The following is a 16419-nucleotide window of genomic DNA, read 5'->3' as shown; positions in this document are numbered from 1 at the left end:
AGCCTGACCCGGGAGACCCGTCGCATGCCGCCCCACGCCCACGAAGCGTCCGCTCCGCTGCGCCTTCTCCTCTGCGGCCTTCGCGGTGTCGGCGACATCGACCTTCCGAACAGGTCGATACGTGGTCGCCCGCTGATGGTCAGCGACCTCCGAGGCACCGACGATCCCGGCGCGCTGGCGCGGGCCGGCGCAGGATGCGAGGCGGCGGTCGTCGTGTCGGATCGGCCTCTCCCCGACGTCGGGACCCGCCGCCTTCTCGAAATCGTCCGGCTCATCGAGCTCGACCATATGCTCGTGCTGGTCGAATCGCCCGATGGCGAGGAGACGCCGCCTTCCCAGACAGGGAGCGCGGCGGCACGCGAACCCGGTGAGGTCACCGTCACCCTCGGGCGGAACAGTGCCGACTTGCGGCGTCACCTCGACGACTGGCTCGACAGCCTGCCGGACGTTGCCCCCTCGCCCGACGCTCCCTTTCGCGTCAGCGTCTCGGGCGCGCCGTCCGCGCAGATGGCGGTCGCCACCATCGTCGCGGGGTCCGTGCGCCCCGGCGACAGGATCGCCGCCGTGGAGACGGGGCGGGTCGCCGGTGTCCTCGCCGTCGAGGTGGAAGGCGAGGCGCGAGCAGCAGCCGGGCCCGGCGATACGGCGACGATCCGTTTCGACGCGCCGCTCGGTCCGGTCGCGGGCGACGTGCTGGCGGCGGCCGGCGACCGGCCCGAGACCTGCGACCAGTTCGCCGCCGATCTTCTCTGGCTCGGCCCGGACCCTCTCCTGCCCGGCCGCGCCTACCGGATCGAGATCGGCCCGCGGCAGGTGGCGGGAAGCGTGACACGCATCAAGCACCGGCTAGCCGGGGATGGGGCGAGCTCGGCTTCCAGCACGCTTCGCTCCGGCGATCGCGGACGGGTGAACCTGTCGCTGGCGCAGTCCATCGCCTTCGAGCCCTTCGAGCGCAACCGCGTGCTCGGCACCTTCACGGTCGCCGATACGGCGAGCGGGCGGACGGTCGGGATCGGCACGATCGATTTCGCCCTGCGCCGCGCGGCCAACATCCATCGGCAAGCCGTGGATGTGACCAAGGCCGCGCGCGCGGCCGCCAAGGCGCAACGCCCCGCGCTCCTCTGGTTCACCGGCCTGTCGGGCGCCGGCAAGTCGACGATCGCCAACCTCGTGGAGAAGCGCCTCTTCGCGCTCGGCCACCACACCTATCTTCTCGACGGCGACAACGTGCGCCACGGGCTGAACCGCGACCTCGGCTTCACGGCGGCGGACCGGGTGGAGAACATCCGGCGCGTCGCCGAAACGGCGAAACTCATGGTCGACGCCGGCCTGATCACGCTCGCCTCGTTCATCTCGCCGTTCCGCGCCGAGCGGCAGCTGGCGCGCGATCTCCTCGCCGAGGGCGAGTTCGTCGAAGTATTCGTGGACGCGCCGCTCGGCGTCGTCGAGGCCCGCGATCCGAAGGGGCTCTACGCGCAGGCGCGCGCCGGCCGAATTCCGAACTTCACCGGCATCGACAGTCCCTACGAGCCGCCGGCTGCGCCGGAACTGCATCTCGAGACGCACCGCCGCTCCGCCGACGAACTGGCGGACGAGGTCGTCGCTTATCTCGACCGGGCGGGCTTCCTGTATCGGACCGGCGGCTAGACCAGCATCGCGATATTCACGACGGCCAGCCAGAGGATGGCCGAGAGCGCCAGCCCGACCGCGAGACCTCGCGCCGGGCGAAGGACGTCCGGGCATTCCACATAGGCCTTGGCCGCGGCGCGGCGGAGGAGAGCGGCAAGCTCCAGCGATCCCGTCATGAGATGAGCCCTTCGCCACATGCTGGTCCGCCCAACGTTAACGGATCGCGCCGCACCTGTCGCCTAAACTCGCGTTCAGGACTTCGTGGTCTTGCGCCGGGCCCAGAGATCCGGACGACGCTCCGCCGTCAGTCGCTCGGCCGCTTCGCGGCGCCAGCGCTCCACCGCGCCGTGATGGCCGGAAGCCAGCACTGGCGGAATTTCGCGCCCCTCCCAGACCGCGGGGCGCGTGTAATGCGGGTGCTCCAGAAGTCCGTCCTCGAAGCTCTCGGTCTGGCCGGACTGGGCATTGCCCATGACGCCCGGCAGGAGACGCACCACGGCGTCGAGGAGCACCAGTGCCGCCATTTCGCCCCCGGAGAGGATGTAGTCGCCGATCGAGACCTCCTCGAGCGCCCGTGCCTCGATGACGCGCTCGTCGACGCCCTCGAACCGGCCACAGACGATGACGGCGCCGGGCCCCGCGGCGATCTCACGCACCCGCGCCTGATCGAGCGGACGACCGCGCGGGCTCATGAGAAGGCGCGGCCGCGCGTCGCCGTCGGGCGTCGCCGCGTCGATCGCCTCGGCGAGGACATCGGGCCGCAGCACCATGCCCGGCGAGCCGCCCGCCGGCGTGTCGTCGACCGTGCGATGGCGCCCGATCCCGTGGTCGCGGATCTGGCGCGCCTCGAGCCGCCAGTCCCCGCGCTCCAGCGCCCGACCGGCGAGCGATACGCCCAAGGGGCCGGGAAACATCTCGGGATAGAGCGTCAGGACGCTGGCGTGAAACGGCATCGCGTGGCTGGCTCGGGTCAGGCGAAGGGTTCGACCGAAGCCGTTTCGACCAGCTTCAGCTGCAGTTCCTTCACCTCGACGGTCTTCAGGGCGTCGCGCCACACGGTCATGTGGGCCGCCTTGCCGTGGGCATCCAGCGCCTCGCGGCTTTCCCATTCCTCGTAGATGCGAATGAGGCCCGGCTCGCGAATGTCCTCGGCAAAGGCGTAGACGATGCAGCCGGCCTCGGCGTTGGTGGTCGTGACGGTCGCGCGCGCGACCTCGCGAACCGCAGCAAGGCCCTCGGGCGTCAGTCTCAAGATTCCGGCAACGACGATCATCGGCACGCATCCCTCCGGCGCAGCCGGGGTTCGGCCCGCGTTGCCGTCTGGCCTATCGCGTGCGTCGGCTCGACGCAACGCGGCGTTGGCATCGGCCTCGCCGCGCAACATGCCGCAGCGCAGCAATGCGGCTTGACGGCGCTCCGGTGAAGGCGGCAATGATGAATCTGTTGCCGGACAACGAATAAAGGACGATGCGCATGCCTTGGATCGCCTGCCGCCCGTCCACCCTTGGTGCCGCGCTTCTCGCCGGGCTCCTCGCCTGCGCGCCCGTCTCGGCCGGCGAGCCCTACAGGCTTCAGGTCGGCGACATGGTCGACTTTGCGATCCTCGGGACGCTTCCCGTCACGCGCAAGATCATGATCGACCAGGACGGCACGATCAGCATTCCGCTCGGCGGCCGGTTTCCTGCCGCCGGGCTGACGATCGAGGCCCTGCGCGAGAGCGTCTCGCAGCGCCTGAAGACCGTCTCCTATCCCGCCGGCGTCGATGTGCAGGGGGCGGCCGTCTGGAGCGTGATCTACCCGGAGGGCGTCCTTCTCGACGTCGGCGAGTTCCGCCCGGTCTATGTGTCGGGCGACGTCCTGACCCCGAGCGCCCAGCCGTTCCGGGCGGGCCTCACGGTGGCGCAGGTGGTGGCGGTCGTCGGCGGCCCGAGCGTCTCGCGATCGCGGCAGGACCATTCGCTGGACCGCGCCGGGTTGGGCGAGGAGGAGACCGCGGCATTCTCGGCGCTGTTCCAGGCGCGGCTCAAGGTGGCACGCCTCGAAGCGGAGCTTGCGGGACCGGGCGAAGCCGACCTTGCCGCGGTTGCCGCCGACGGAGTCGAGCCGGCACTGGCCGAGCGTCTGCGCACGCTGGTCGGCGAACAGCTCGCGGCCCGCCGCGACGACCGCGAGAAGTCGCGCCGAAACCTCGTGACGAGTATCGAGGGGTCCACCGCGCGCCTCGGCTTCCTTCGGCAGACGCAACGCAACCTCGCGGACGAGACCCGCAATTACGACGATGAGATCAAGCGCGTCGAGGACCTTCTGCAGAAGGGGCTGACCCCGATCGACCGGCTGCGGGCGGCCCAGCGCGGCGCTCTCCTGGTCTCGACCCGTTCGCTCGACACCCTATCGGCGATCAGCGTGGTCGAGCGCGACGTGACCGATCTCCAGCGCGAACTCGCGAAGCTCGACGACACCGCACGCATGGAGAATCTTGCTGCGCTCCAGATCGCCTCGGCCGAGGTGAATCAGGCATCGGCGCATGTCGAGGGGCTACGCCAGAAGGCACGCATCGTGTCGGATGTCGGCGACGAGCCGGAAGCGATCCGCTACTTCATCACGCGCAGCGGCGGCGCGTCGGCGCGGCAGGAGGTCGAGGCGACTGCCGTCCTCCAACCGGGCGATCTTGTCGAGGTCGTTCTGGTCGAGATGCCTCGCGGGTCACTGCCCGGAGCCGATAGCGTCGCGCAGGTCGGCCCGGTCCTGCCGAACGTTGCGGCCCCGGATATGGCGCTGGCGGCCGCCGACGCTGCGCCGGCCGATCGGGTGCCGACGCCGACGCCGGCCCTGCGCTAGGGTCGATCGTCAGCCGAAGATCAGCGCGCCGATCCCGGTCCAGATCATCGCGGAGATCCCGAGACCGAGCATGATGCCGCGGGCGGGCTTCAGGGCTTCGCCGGTCGGTGCGGCGGCAGCGCGCGAACGGCGGCGGGAGGGGTTGGCCGACAGGACGGAAGCGGACATGGCGAGTTCCCCGGATGGATCTGACGCCAGAATGCCGGACCGGCAGCTAACGCATTCCCTCGGCAATCCGTAAGATTCGACGCAAGCCCTACTTTGCGCCGCGCGGCGACCGAAACATCGTGGTCATCAGCCGTCGTCCGGCCTCATCGCACCGAACCAGGCCGACAGGATCGCGCGCGCGCCGTCCGAGACGCCGCCGAGAAGGGCCGGCGTATCACGGCCGCAGCGAAAGAGGGGCGCGCGGCGGTCGGCAAAGGCGACCGCGCGCTCCAGCCCGGACCCCGTCGGCCCTGCAACGTCCTGCGCTGCCCCGACGAGGCAGGGCGCCTCATCATCGCTCGGCGCCTTCAGCACGACGAGGAGGTCGGGCGTGCTCGATGCGGCATCGGGAAACCGGTAGCGAAGGACGGCGGCGAACGGGCGATCACCGAGAAGCCGCCACGTGACCGAACGGCCGAGCCGCCCGCCCTCGGGCGGCGGCGGCAGGAAGGCGTCGGGCCTGCCGAGGGCCACCTCGCGCGACGCCTCGTCGCCGCGCAGGAAGACATCGGTCCCGACGAGCCCGGAGCAGCGCAGGACAGCCCCGTCGCCCTGCCCTTCGCCAAACGGCCGGCAGAGGCCGGCGATAAGCGGCGAGACCGCGCCGGTGATCTCCGAAGGCGGCGGGGCGGCGGGCTGCCCGGACAGGACGCCGAGAACGAGAAGCAGGGGTCGCATCGAATGTCTCCCGTCTGGACCGATCCCTAGAGTTCGAGCGTGCCTTCGATCAGGATGGTCACCGCGCCGCCGATGAGGACCCGTCCCTTTCCCTCCGAGCGCACATGCACGCGTCCGAGGCGGCCGATCGCGGTTCCCTGCGCCGCCGTGTAGCGCTCCGGCAGACGACCCTCCCCCTCCAGCCAGCGGGCCAGCGCCGCATTCAGCGATCCGGTGATCGGATCCTCCTTGATGCCGTGCCAGACCGTGAGCATGCGCACCTCGACGTCGGCGTCGTCGCCGGGCGGATGCGCGCCGATCAACCCGATGCGGCGCTCGGTCGGAAAGCTCGCGCCGCGCGCGTCGACGGCCAGCACGGCTTCCGCGCCGTCGAGCTCGATTGCATCCCAGGTCGGGCCGTTGTCGAGACGCACCGCGCGGCGCACCGCGCCGGAGGGAATGCGCAGCGCCGCCAGGGTTTCGGCGAGGCGCTCGGGCTCCATCGGCTGGATGCGGGTCGGCGGCGCAACGAAGGCCGGGACCGGGCCGCTGCGGTCGATCTCGACGACCCCGATCGCGCATTCCTGGCGCACCAGCGCGGCATCGCGCGGCGTGCCGCCGGCCTGGAGCCACGCGGCGCAGCTTCCGAGCGTCGGGTGGCCTGCAAAGGGCAACTCGCCGGTGGTGGTGAAGATGCGCACGCGGTAGTCGGCGGCCTCAGGATCGCTCGGCGGCAAGAGGAAGGTCGTCTCGGCAAGATTGGTCCAGGCCGCGAAGCGCTGCATCGCCTCGTCGTCCAGCCCGGCGCCGTCGAGCACCACGGCCAGACCGTTGCCGCGGGTCGGAACGTCCGAAAAGACATCGCACTGAATGAACCGACGACGCATGGCCTTCCCTTTCCACATCTCGCGCATGGATCGGCTTATGCGCCGCAGTGGCCGCCCCGTCCAGCCGGGTGCCTTGCCGTCCCCGGCGCGCTCGGCTACGCGCGAAATGCAAGCGCATCAGGTACGATCGGACAAGGGTGGCATGGCGACGATCTTCGGCTTCTCGGCGATCCTGATGTGGGCGCTTCTCGCGCTGCTCGCCGCGCGGAGCGGCACGATGCCGGCCTTCCAGCTGGCGGCGATGACGTTCGCGATCGGAACCCTCGTCTGCCTCGTCCCGCTTCTCGTCCGGCCCGGCGGCCTGCGCGTCCTGCGCCAGCCGCCGCATGTCTGGCTCGTCGGGGTCGGCGGCCTGTTCGGCTACCACGCCCTGTATTTTGCTGCCGTGCGGGCCGCCCCGCCGGTCGAGGCGAGCCTCATCGCCTATCTTTGGCCGCTCCTGATCGTGGTCGGCTCGGCGCTCCTGCCCGGCGAGCGGCTGCGCTGGTACCATATCGCGGGGGCGGCGATCGGCCTGGTCGGCACGGCGCTGGTGATCGCGGGCCGCGGCGAGGGTCTCTCCTTCTCGCCCCAGTACACGCCGGGCTATCTCCTCGCCGCGACGGCGGCCGTGTTCTGGGCGGGCTACTCGCTCCTGTCGCGGCGGCTGGCCGCCGTGCCGAGCGAGGTCGTCGGCGGCTTCTGCGCGGCGACCGCGATCCTTTCCCTCCTCTGCCATCTCCTGTTCGAGGAAACGGTCTGGCCGACGGGCGGCGAGGAATGGACGGCGATCGTCCTTCTCGGCCTCCTGCCCGTCGGCGCCGCCTTCTTCTCGTGGGACATCGGCGTGAAGCGCGGCGATATCCAGCTGCTCGGCGCCGCCAGCTATCTCGCGCCGATCCTCTCGACCCTGGCGCTCGTCGCCTTCGGCGAGGCGCCGTTTTCGCTCTCGCTCCTTGCGGCGGCGCTCCTGATCACAGGCGGCGCGGCACTGGCCGCCCTGCCGATGTTTCGAAGGCTTGCGACGCGCGGGGCTCCTGAAGCCGTCCCGTAGCCGGGCAAGGATCCTTCACGCATCCTCGATCATCAGACAGACAGACTTTTAAGCCGCAGGTGAGACCTTCGCCCTCGAGAACAATTCAGGGGGGGGGGAACCGTCCGCACCATGCGTCTTACGATCTCACGCAAGCTCGCCATGCTTATCGCGCTCGCCGCGATGGGCAGTCTCGCCGTGATGGCGGTCCAGCTCATGGAGCTGCGCTCCACCATCTGGGCCGACCGCCAGCACATGCTGCAGATGCAGGTCGAGGCGGCCGTCTCGGTGATGAAGCACTTCGCCGAGGAGGCGGATGCGGGTCGCATGACGCAGGAGCAGGCGCAGACCGCCGCGCGCGAAGCGGTCCGCAACGCGCGCTACGGCAAGGGCGAATACGTCTTCGCCTTCCTGCCGGACGGCACGCGCGTCATCCACGGCGACAGCAAGCTCGAAGGCAAGAGCGGCTGGGACGAGCGCGACAGCAACGGCCTTTACCATATCCGGGCCCTGATCGCGAACGCGGCGAACGGCGGCGGCTTCACCAGCTACTACCGCACGCGCGTCGGCGAGGACGTGGCGCAGCCCAAGCTCTCCTTCACCACCCAGTTCGCGCCCTGGAACTGGACGGTCGGGACCGGCGTCTACGTCGACGACCTCGAGACGCTGTTCCGCTCGTCGCTCTACAAGGCGGCCGGCTGGAGCGCGGCGATCCTCGCCGTGCTGTGCGCCGCGGCCTTCGCCATCGCCGGCTCGATCTCCAAGCCCGTGATCCGCCTCACCGCCGACATGCGTCGCCTTGCCGAGGGCGACAAGACGGTCGAGGTCTCGGGCCTCGGTCGCCGCGACGAGATCGGCGCCATGGCCGAGACGGTGCAGGTGTTCAAGACCGCCGCGATCGAGAAGGAGCGGCTGGAAGCCGAGGCCGAAGCCTCGCGCATGGCGCAGGCCTCGACCCGCGAACGCCAGGCGGCGATCGACAGCGCCCGCGCCGAGGATCTGCGCGCCTTCGTCCATCTCGTCGAGACGAGCTTCGATCGCCTCGCGTCGGGCGACCTGACGGTGCGCATGGACGCGGGCGTCGCGCCCGAGTTCGAGCCGATCCGTCAGACCTTCAACGCCTCCGTCGATTCGCTGGAGACCGCAATCGGCGCGGTGGTCGGCGCGATCGGGACGATCCGCCTCGGCCTAGGCGAGATCTCCAACGCGTCCAACGATCTCGCCCAGCGCACCGAGCAGCAGGCCGCCAATCTCGAGGAAACCGTCGCGGCGCTCGGTGAGGTGACGCGTGCAGTGAACGGCACGGCCGAGGGCGCCTCGAAGGCGCAAGGATCGGCCGCCGCCACGCAGAAGAACGCCGAGGCCGGTGGCGCGGTGGTCGCGCGCGCCATGTCCGCCATGGCCGAGATCGAGGATTCATCCGGCAAGATCGGCCGCATCATCGGCGTGATCGACGAGATCGCCTTCCAGACCAACCTTCTCGCCTTGAACGCCGGCGTCGAAGCCGCACGCGCCGGTGAGGCCGGACGCGGGTTCGCGGTGGTGGCGCAGGAGGTGCGCGGGCTCGCCCAGCGCTCGGCCGAGGCCGCCAAGGAGATCAAGACGCTGATCTCGGCCTCGGGCACGCAGGTCGAGGCGGGCGTCGAGCTCGTCACCGCCTCGGGGCGCAGCCTCGAGCAGATCATGGGCGAGGTCGCCGACATGAATCGGATCGTCGGCCAGATCGCGGGTTCGGCCCGCGAGCAGGCCGTGGCGCTTCGCGAAGTGTCGACGGCCGCCGACCAGATGGACAAGGTCACGCAGCAGAACGCGGCGATGGTGGAGGAGACGACGGCGGCCGCGCAGGCGCTCTCGGCCGAGACCGAGCAGCTCGCCGCCCTCACCCGCCGCTTCCGCACCCGTCATACCGGGGGCCTGGCAGCCGAGACCGCGCCCGCGCGCGTCCCGCATCGCCCCGCCCCGGCGGCCTCGCGGCCGGTGGCGCAGATGCGAAGCGTCGCTCAGGCCAAGGCGAGCCCCCATGCCGCCGTGGCCGAGGACAGCTGGGAGGAGTTCTGAGACCGGACGCCCGCCGCGCTATCCGGCGCGCGGCGGGCGCGGCGTCGGCCGCCAGTCGGGCGGCGCCATCTCGAAGCTTTCGAACCGGAAGCCCGGCGCGACTGTGCAGGTGACGAGCGTCCATTCCCCGAGGCTCGTCGCCGTCTGCCACCAGCCCGCCGGCACGGTGAACTGGGGCGCCTCGCCGATGAGGATGCCGGGCCCCAGCCGCTGGGCCGAGGCGTCGTGCCCGTTGGGCGACACGGTGATGACGAGCGGCGCGCCGGCATGCCAGGCCCAGGTCTCGGCGGCATCCGTCACGCGGTGCCACTCCGACGTCTCGCCGAGGTCCAGAAGGAAGTAGATCGCGGTCGAGCGCGCCCGGCCCGTCTCGTCCGTGGCGGTGTCGCGGAACGTCTCGCGATACCAGCCGCCCTCGGGATGGGGTGCGAGCTTCAGCGCCGCTATGACGTCGCGCGCCCTCAATATCCGTTCCTCTTCTCACGCAGCGCCGCGAACACGGCGACGGGGTCCTCGCCCGCCATGCCGAAGGCGGCCTGAAGCTCCGGGTCGTCCGCCCTGAGGAACGGGTTCGTGCGCTTCTCGCGCCCGAGCGCGACGGGCAGCGTCCCCTCGCCCCGCACGCGCAACGCCTCGACCTCCTTCACCCGCTCCTGCAGGAGAAGGTTGCCGGGATCGACATCGACCGCAAAGCGCGCGTTGGTCGCGGTGTATTCGTGCCCGCAATAGAGCAGCGTCTCGTCCGGCAGGGCGCGCAGGCGCTGGAGGCTCTCCCACATCGTCGCCGCATCGCCCTCGAACAGCCGGCCGCAGCCGAGCGAGAAGAGGGCATCGGCCGCAAACAGCGCGTTGGCCCCCGGCACGAAGTAGGCGACGTGCCCAGCGGTGTGGCCGGGCGTGTCGATCACCTCGACGGCGAGCGAGCCGATCTCGAACCGATCGCCGCCGCGCACGCCCCGGTCGATGCCGGGAATGCGGTCCCGCTCCGCCTCGGGGCCGATGACCTCGGCCCCGAACCGCGCCTTCAGCGCCGCGTTCGCCGCGACATGGTCGTCGTGGTGATGGGTGGTCAGGATATGCGTCAGGCGCCAGCCCTCACGCTCCAGCGCATCGAGGATCGGCCCCTCCTCCGGCGCGTCGATCGCGATCGTGTTTCCTGCCTGCGGGTCGTGCAGGAGGAGACCGATATTGGTCTCGCGACAGGGAAACTGCTGAATCGGATACGCTGACATCGCAAACCTCGCGCCTTGGCCTTGCCCGCGCTAGGTAGGGCGCGAGTCCTGCACCGGGAGAGCGGATGACCACCGTGAACGCCGACATCGTGGACCTGCGCGATTTCTACGCCTCGCGGCTCGGCGATGCCTGCGTTCGCTCGCTCGCCATGGCGCTCGGTGCGGTGTGGAAGCCGATCCGCGACGAACGCCTCGTCGGCCTCGGCTACGTCACCCCCTATCTCGACCGCTTGACCGGCGAGGCCGAGCGCACGCTCGCCTTCATGCCGGCCGCGCAAGGCGCGGTGAACTGGCCGCTCGGCCGCCCGTCGCTCGCCGCCCTCGTCCATCCCTCCGAACTGCCGCTCGGCGACGCGGCGGTGGACCGCATCCTCATGGTGCACGCGCTGGAGTTCGCCGAGGACCCGGCGGAGATGCTGGGCGAGGCCTGGCGCGTCCTGGCGCCGGGCGGGCGCCTGGTGATGGTGCTGCCGAGCCGCGGCGGGATGTGGTCGCGCTTCGAGCACACGCCCTTCGGCTCGGGCCGTCCCTGGTCGCGCGCGCAGGCGACACGTCTCCTGCGCGACACGCAGTTCACGCCCGCCGGCTTCTCGGAGGCCCTGTTCTTTCCGCCCTTCCGCCGCGAGCGGCTCCTCAACCTCGCCGGCCCTTGGGATCGCGCCGGGCGCCGCTTCTGGCCGATCTTCGCGGGCGCGATCGTGATCGAGGCGGTCAAGCTCGTCTATCGTGGCATTCCCGTCACCAGCCGCGAGCGCAGCCGCATCCGCGCGATGCGCCCGGTGCTGGTGCCGCAGGGTCGTCCGGCGCTGCACCTCGAAAAGCCGCCCGAGACACCCTAGCTCCGGGCCTCGGCCATCGATCAGGAGTGCCTCCATGGAACAGCGCAAGCTCGGCCCCCATCTCGAAGTGTCCGCCCTCGGCCTCGGCTGCATGGGCATGTCGGAATTCTACGGCGCGGGCGACGACGGCGAATCGCTGTCGGTGATCCACCGCGCGCTCGACCTCGGTATCTGCTTCCTCGACACCGCCGACATGTACGGTGTCGGGCGCAACGAGGAGCTCGTCGGGCGCGCGCTGAAGGGTCGACGCGACCGCGTGGTCCTTGCCACCAAGTTCGGTAACGTGCGTGGGGCGAACGGCGAGCGCCTCGGCATCAACGGCCGGCCGGACTACCTCCGGCGCGCCTGCGACGCCAGCCTGAAGCGCCTCGGGGTCGAGCACGTCGACCTCTACTACCAGCACCGGGTCGACCCGAACGTTCCGATCGAGGACACGGTCGGCGAGATGGGCCGCCTCGTGGAGGAGGGCAAGGTGCGCTTCCTCGGCCTGTCGGAGGCCGGACCCGAGACGATCCGCCGCGCGCACGCGACCCATCCGATCGCCGCCCTCCAGACCGAGTACTCGCTCTGGAGCCGCGACCCGGAGGCCGAGATCCTGCCCACTTTACGCGAACTCGGCATCGGCTTCGTGCCCTACTCGCCGCTCGGCCGCGGCTTCCTCACCGGCCGCTTCCAGACGCCCGAGGATCTGCCGGACGACGATTTCCGGAAAGGAAGCCCGCGCTTCTCGCCGGAGAATTTCGCCAAGAACCTGAAGCTCGTCGATACGGTGAAGGCGATCGCCAAGCGGAAGAACGCCGCCCCGTCCCAGCTCGCGCTCGCCTGGGTTCTGGCGCAAGGCGACGACATCGTGCCGATCCCCGGCACCAAGCGGATGCGTTATCTCGAGGAGAACGCGGAAGCCGTCCATGTCGAGCTGACCGCCGACGATCTCGCCGAGATCGACGAGGCCTTCCCGACGGGAGCGGCCGCCGGCGAGCGCTACCCGGAAGCGGGGATGAAGGCGGTCAACCTCTGACGATCGGCTGCCGGGCGGCGCGTCAGCGCCGCCTCAGCACGAACACGCCCTGCGCGCCGAGGAGGTTCCACACCGCCCAGGGCAGGCGCATGCCGATGCGCTCGCCCGCGGAGTTCAAGGCGACCGCGCTTTCCACCTCGGCGCCCAGCTCGCGGGTCAGTTCGACGAAGTCGCGGATCGTGCAGAAGTGGATGTTGGGCGTGTCGTACCAGGAATAGGACAGGCTCTTCGTCACCGGCATCCGCCCCTTGAAGAAGAGCGACGAGCGCACCGACCAGTGGCCGAAGTTCGGGAAGGACACCACGGCGCGCCGGCCGATCCGCAGGAGTTCGCCAAGCACGAGCTTGGGGTTGTCGGTCGCCTGGATGGTCTGCGAGAGGATCGCGTAGTCGAAGGCGGCGTCGGGATAGTGGACGAGGTCGCGGTCGGCGTCGCCCTGGATCACCGACAGGCCGCGCCGGACGCAGGCGTTGACGCCGGGCTGCGAGAGCTCGATGCCGCGCGCGTCGACGCCGCGCCGCGCCTGCAGGAGTTCCATCAGCGAACCGTCGCCGCAGCCGATGTCGAGGACGCGCGTGCCCGGCTCGACGAGTTCGGCGATGATGCGCAGGTCGACGCGCGCGCCCGCGTCCTCGAAGGCGACGCCCGGCGTCGTCGGCACCGGCAGGCTCTCCACCGCGCTCATTGAAGGCCCCTCGCCTTGGCGGCCGCCGATACGAAGCCCTGCACCGCGCCGGTGAACTCCGGCTCGTCGAGCAGGAACGCGTCGTGGCCCTTGTCGGTCTCGATCTCGACGAAGGAGACCGAGGCGGCGTTGGCGTTCAGCGCATGGACGATCGCCCGGCTTTCACTGGTCGGGAACAGCCAGTCCGACGAGAAGGACACGAGGCAGAAGCGCGTGCGCGCGCCGCGGAAGGCTTCGGCAAGCCGGCCGCCGTGCTCGGCCGCGATGTCGAAATAGTCCATCGCGCGCGTGAGGTAGAGATAGGCGTTGGCGTCGAAGCGGTCGACGAAGGTCATGCCTTGGTGGCGCAGGTAGCTCTCGATCTGGAAGTCCGCCTCGAAGCCGAAGCCAAGCTTTTCGCGGTCCTGCAGGTTGCGGCCGAACTTGCGGTGAAGCGCAGCCTCCGACAGGTAGGTGACGTGCGCGGCCATGCGCGCGACGGCGAGCCCCTTGTGCGGGCGCGTGCCGTGCTGGAGGTAGTGTCCGCCGCGCCAGTCGGGGTCGGCCATCACGGCCTGCCGCCCGACCTCGTGGAAGGCGATGTTCTGCGAGGAGTGGCGTGCGCCGGTGGCGATCGGCAGCGCCGCGAAGACGCGGGTCGGATAGGCCACCGTCCACTGCAGCACCTGCATGCCGCCCATTGAGCCGCCGATCACGGCAAAGAGCTGGTCGATGCCGAGCCGGTCGATCAGCATGGCCTGCGCCCGCACCATGTCGCCGATCGTCAGCACCGGCAGGTCGAGCGCGTAAGGGAGCCCCGTCGACAGGTCGACCGAGGCCGGCCCCGTCGAGCCCATGCAGGAGCCGATGACGTTGGAGCAGACGACGAAGAAGCGGTCGGTATCGATCGGCTTGCCCGGACCGATCAGGCTCGACCACCAGCCCGGCTTGCCCGTCACCGGGTTGGGGCTCGCCGCGTACTGGTCGCCCGTCAGCGCATGGCAGACGTAGATCGCGTTGGACTTGGCCGCGTTGAGTTCGCCATAGGTCTCATAAGCGATGTGGAAGGGCGAAAGCGTCCGGCCGGCGTCAAGGCGCAGCGGCTCGCCCTCGCCGAAGAAGGCGACCTTCGAGGAGGGCTGGCGCGCCTCGCGCGCGCTCAAGGTTTCTTCGGTGGCGGGATCGGCGATGATCGACATGGCCCGTGCTATCGCCGACCGTCCCGCAGCGCAACGGATTGTTGCGCTTCGTCTCGACAGGCGTGGCGGTGGGGAGTATGCGCGGGCGCATGTCTTCCACAGGCCGACCGTCAGGACCCGCCATGACCAGCCTTCCCGCCCGCCCCCAGCCCAAGCCCGGCGTCCTCGACATCGAGGCCTATGTGCCGGGCAAGAGCAAGGCTCCGACGGGTGTCAAGCTGCACAAGCTCTCGTCCAACGAAACGCCGTTCGGCGCCTCGCCCGACGTGCAGGCCGCGCTGCGCGACGTGGCGGTGCATCTCGAGCTCTACCCCGACGGCCAGGCCGGCGCGCTGAAGGCGGCGATCGCCGAGGTGCATGGGCTTGAGTCCTCGCGCATCCTGTGCGGCAACGGTTCGGACGAGCTTCTCGGGCTTCTCGCGCAGGCGTTCCTGTCGCCGGGCGACGAGGCGATCCACACCGAGCACGGATTCCTCGTCTACGACATCTACATCCGCGCAGCCGGGGCGACGCCGGTGGTCGCGCGGGAGCGGGACGAGCGGGCCGAGGTCGACGCGATCCTCGCCTGCGTCACCGCACGCACCAAGATCGTGTTCCTCGCCAACCCGAACAACCCGACCGGCACCTACCTGCCGGAGACGGAGGTCCGCCGGCTGCATGCCGCGCTGCCGGGTCACGTCCTCCTCGTCCTCGACGCAGCCTATGCCGAATACGTCCGCCGCGAGGACTACGAGGCCGGCGCCAAGCTCGTCGCCGAGTTCGACAACGTCGTGATGACGCGCACCTTCTCGAAGATCCACGGCCTCGCGGCGCTGCGCATCGGCTGGATGCTGGCTCCCGAAGCCATCGTGGACGCGCTCGACCGCATCCGCGGGCCGTTCAACCTCAATGCCATGGCGATCGCCGCGGGCGCCGCCGCGATCCGCGACCGCGACCATGTCGAGAAGACCGTCGCGCATAACGACGCGTGGCTGGAGCGGCTGGCGCGAGAGTTGTCGGCGCTCGGCCTCCGCGTCACGCCCTCGGTCGGCAACTTCGTGCTAGTCCATTTCCCCGACGAGGCCGGACGCACCGCGGCCGATGCCGACGCCTTCCTGACCGAGCGCGGCTTCATCCTGCGACGCGTGGCGGGCTACGGCTTCCCCAACGCGCTGCGCCTCACGGTCGGCTCGAGCGAAGCCAACGAGGGCGTCGTCGCGGCGCTGAAGGACTTCCTCTCGAAATGACGGAACCGCTCTTCGACAAGATCGCGCTGATCGGCATCGGTCTGATCGGCTCCTCGATCGCGATCAACATCCGCGACCGGGGCCTTGCGCGTCACGTCTCGATCGCCACGCGCCGCGAGGCGACGCTGCGCCGGGCAGAGGATCTTAGGCTCGGCACGAGCTACCATCTCGATCCGGCGGACGCCGTCGTCGACGCCGATCTCGTGATCCTCTGCCTGCCGGTCGGCTCGTGCGGCGCGGCGGCGGCGGCCATCGCCCCGGCCCTGAAACCCGGCGCCATCGTCTCGGATGTCGGCTCGGTGAAGAAGGCGGTGGTGGACCAGATGCAGCCGCATCTGCCGGCCCACGTCCATTTCGTGCCGGGCCATCCGATCGCGGGCACCGAGCAGTCCGGCCCGGACGCCGGCTTCCTCGAGCTCTTCGAGAACCGCTGGACGATCCTCACCCCGCTGCCGGAAACCGACGAGGCCGCGACGGAGCGCTTGCGCGCCCTGTGGCTGGCGACCGGGGCCATGGTCGAGACGATGACGCCCGAGCACCACGACCTTGTGCTCGCGATCGTCTCCCACGTGCCGCACCTCATCGCCTACAACATCGTCGGCACGGCCGCCGATCTCGAGACGGTGACCCAGTCCGAGGTCATCAAGTTCTCGGCCTCGGGCTTTCGCGACTTCACCCGCATCGCGGCGTCCGACCCGACGATGTGGCGCGACATCTTCCTCACCAATCGCGAGGCGGTGCTGGAAATGCTCGCCCGCTTCTCGGAGGACCTGGCTTCGCTTCAGCGCGCGATCCGCTGGGGCGACGGCGAGGCGCTGTTCGATCTCTTCACACGCACGCGCGCCATCCGGCGCTCCATCGTGCAGGCCGGCCAGGACACGGAAGAGGCGAACTTCGGGCGCCTCAAGCCGCGTAAGGACCCTTGGAACGAGGCCGGCGCGCCCGGCGAATAG

At 70.3% G+C, this 16419-nt stretch carries 18 protein-coding genes; 8 read left to right on the top strand and 10 right to left on the bottom strand.

The genetic code is table 11. The features are described from left to right. Positions 1 to 24 precede the first annotated feature (24 nt). The gene (gene cysC, locus ACLNGM_RS08260; protein WP_416357919.1) at positions 25 to 1647 is read left to right on the top strand and encodes an adenylyl-sulfate kinase; all 1623 of its coding nucleotides are present in this window, start codon (positions 25 to 27) and stop codon (positions 1645 to 1647) included. Here the strand turns inward: cysC and ACLNGM_RS08255 are convergent. The 3 genes from ACLNGM_RS08255 to ACLNGM_RS08245 all read right to left on the bottom strand — a co-directional run bounded on the left by ACLNGM_RS08255 (position 1644) and on the right by ACLNGM_RS08245 (position 2902). After that, complete coding sequence (locus ACLNGM_RS08255; RefSeq protein ID WP_175526828.1) at positions 1644 to 1805, bottom strand: hypothetical protein; 162 nt, start codon at positions 1803 to 1805, stop codon at positions 1644 to 1646. The two genes, cysC and ACLNGM_RS08255, sit on opposite strands and share 4 nt — an antisense overlap. Before the next feature lie 75 nt (positions 1806 to 1880). Then, a complete protein-coding gene (gene trmD / locus ACLNGM_RS08250; RefSeq protein ID WP_090962867.1) occupies positions 1881 to 2582 on the bottom strand; it encodes a tRNA (guanosine(37)-N1)-methyltransferase TrmD in 702 nt (233 codons plus the stop codon). Between the two features lie 17 nt (positions 2583 to 2599). Then, on the bottom strand, positions 2600 to 2902 hold the full coding sequence (locus ACLNGM_RS08245) for a putative quinol monooxygenase (RefSeq protein ID WP_416357918.1): 303 nt from the start codon (positions 2900 to 2902) through the stop codon (positions 2600 to 2602). Positions 2903 to 3102: 200 nt separating this feature from the next. Between ACLNGM_RS08245 and ACLNGM_RS08240 the strand changes: the two genes are divergently transcribed. Beyond that, positions 3103 to 4467, top strand: coding sequence for a polysaccharide biosynthesis/export family protein (locus tag ACLNGM_RS08240; RefSeq protein WP_416357917.1), 1365 nt, complete (start codon positions 3103 to 3105; stop codon positions 4465 to 4467). A gap of 9 nt (positions 4468 to 4476) precedes the next feature. Here the strand turns inward: ACLNGM_RS08240 and ACLNGM_RS08235 are convergent, their stop codons facing one another. The 3 genes from ACLNGM_RS08235 to ACLNGM_RS08225 all read right to left on the bottom strand — a co-directional run bounded on the left by ACLNGM_RS08235 (position 4477) and on the right by ACLNGM_RS08225 (position 6218). Beyond that, positions 4477 to 4635, bottom strand: coding sequence for a hypothetical protein (locus ACLNGM_RS08235; protein ID WP_416357916.1), 159 nt, complete (start codon positions 4633 to 4635; stop codon positions 4477 to 4479). A 126-nt stretch (positions 4636 to 4761) separates the two neighbouring features. Continuing rightward, positions 4762 to 5352, bottom strand: a complete 591-nt coding sequence (locus ACLNGM_RS08230) for a hypothetical protein (protein WP_416357915.1) — start codon at positions 5350 to 5352, stop codon at positions 4762 to 4764. A 26-nt stretch (positions 5353 to 5378) separates the two neighbouring features. Next, positions 5379 to 6218: a PhzF family phenazine biosynthesis protein gene (locus ACLNGM_RS08225; protein ID WP_416357914.1), complete on the bottom strand. Its 840-nt coding sequence runs from the start codon at positions 6216 to 6218 to the stop codon at positions 5379 to 5381. 142 nt (positions 6219 to 6360) lie between these two features. Between ACLNGM_RS08225 and ACLNGM_RS08220 the strand changes: the two genes are divergently transcribed. Together ACLNGM_RS08220 and ACLNGM_RS08215 are read left to right on the top strand one after the other, a co-directional pair. Then, positions 6361 to 7251, top strand: coding sequence for a DMT family transporter (locus ACLNGM_RS08220; protein ID WP_416357913.1), 891 nt, complete (start codon positions 6361 to 6363; stop codon positions 7249 to 7251). A gap of 111 nt (positions 7252 to 7362) precedes the next feature. Beyond that, positions 7363 to 9288 (top strand): methyl-accepting chemotaxis protein, encoded by a 1926-nt coding sequence (locus ACLNGM_RS08215; RefSeq protein ID WP_416357912.1) that lies wholly within the window; start codon positions 7363 to 7365, stop codon positions 9286 to 9288. Between the two features lie 18 nt (positions 9289 to 9306). On the opposite strand, the gene ACLNGM_RS08210 is transcribed toward ACLNGM_RS08215, so the two are convergent. Together ACLNGM_RS08210 and gloB are read right to left on the bottom strand one after the other, a co-directional pair. Then, the gene (locus ACLNGM_RS08210; protein WP_416357911.1) at positions 9307 to 9753 is read right to left on the bottom strand and encodes a cupin domain-containing protein; all 447 of its coding nucleotides are present in this window, start codon (positions 9751 to 9753) and stop codon (positions 9307 to 9309) included. Continuing rightward, on the bottom strand, positions 9750 to 10520 hold the full coding sequence (gene gloB, locus ACLNGM_RS08205) for a hydroxyacylglutathione hydrolase (RefSeq protein WP_416357910.1): 771 nt from the start codon (positions 10518 to 10520) through the stop codon (positions 9750 to 9752). Before gloB ends, ACLNGM_RS08210 begins: the two co-directional genes overlap by 4 nt. 74 nt (positions 10521 to 10594) lie before the next feature. On the opposite strand from gloB, the gene ACLNGM_RS08200 reads away from it, so the two are divergent. Next, a complete protein-coding gene (locus ACLNGM_RS08200; protein WP_416358413.1) occupies positions 10595 to 11359 on the top strand; it encodes a class I SAM-dependent methyltransferase in 765 nt (254 codons plus the stop codon). Positions 11360 to 11393: 34 nt separating this feature from the next. Next, the gene (locus ACLNGM_RS08195; protein WP_416357909.1) at positions 11394 to 12377 is read left to right on the top strand and encodes an aldo/keto reductase; all 984 of its coding nucleotides are present in this window, start codon (positions 11394 to 11396) and stop codon (positions 12375 to 12377) included. A 22-nt stretch (positions 12378 to 12399) separates the two neighbouring features. Here ACLNGM_RS08195 and metW read toward each other — a convergent pair whose 3' ends face one another. Both metW and metX read right to left on the bottom strand, forming a co-directional pair. Next, on the bottom strand, positions 12400 to 13062 hold the full coding sequence (gene metW, locus ACLNGM_RS08190; RefSeq protein WP_416357908.1) for a methionine biosynthesis protein MetW: 663 nt from the start codon (positions 13060 to 13062) through the stop codon (positions 12400 to 12402). Continuing rightward, on the bottom strand, positions 13059 to 14240 hold the full coding sequence (gene metX, locus ACLNGM_RS08185; RefSeq protein ID WP_416357907.1) for a homoserine O-acetyltransferase MetX: 1182 nt from the start codon (positions 14238 to 14240) through the stop codon (positions 13059 to 13061). Before metX ends, metW begins: the two co-directional genes overlap by 4 nt. A 122-nt stretch (positions 14241 to 14362) precedes the next feature. Here metX and hisC point away from each other — a divergent pair, with 122 nt between their 5' ends. Beyond that, positions 14363 to 15466: a histidinol-phosphate transaminase gene (gene hisC / locus ACLNGM_RS08180; RefSeq protein WP_416357906.1), complete on the top strand. Its 1104-nt coding sequence runs from the start codon at positions 14363 to 14365 to the stop codon at positions 15464 to 15466. Beyond that, positions 15463 to 16419, top strand: coding sequence for a prephenate/arogenate dehydrogenase family protein (locus ACLNGM_RS08175; protein WP_416357905.1), 957 nt, complete (start codon positions 15463 to 15465; stop codon positions 16417 to 16419). Before hisC ends, ACLNGM_RS08175 begins: the two co-directional genes overlap by 4 nt.

Source organism: Aureimonas phyllosphaerae, assembly GCF_047943035.1.
In the GTDB taxonomy this organism is placed as follows: domain Bacteria; phylum Pseudomonadota; class Alphaproteobacteria; order Rhizobiales; family Rhizobiaceae; genus Aureimonas; species Aureimonas phyllosphaerae.
This window is presented reverse-complemented; position numbering and strand designations above follow the sequence as displayed.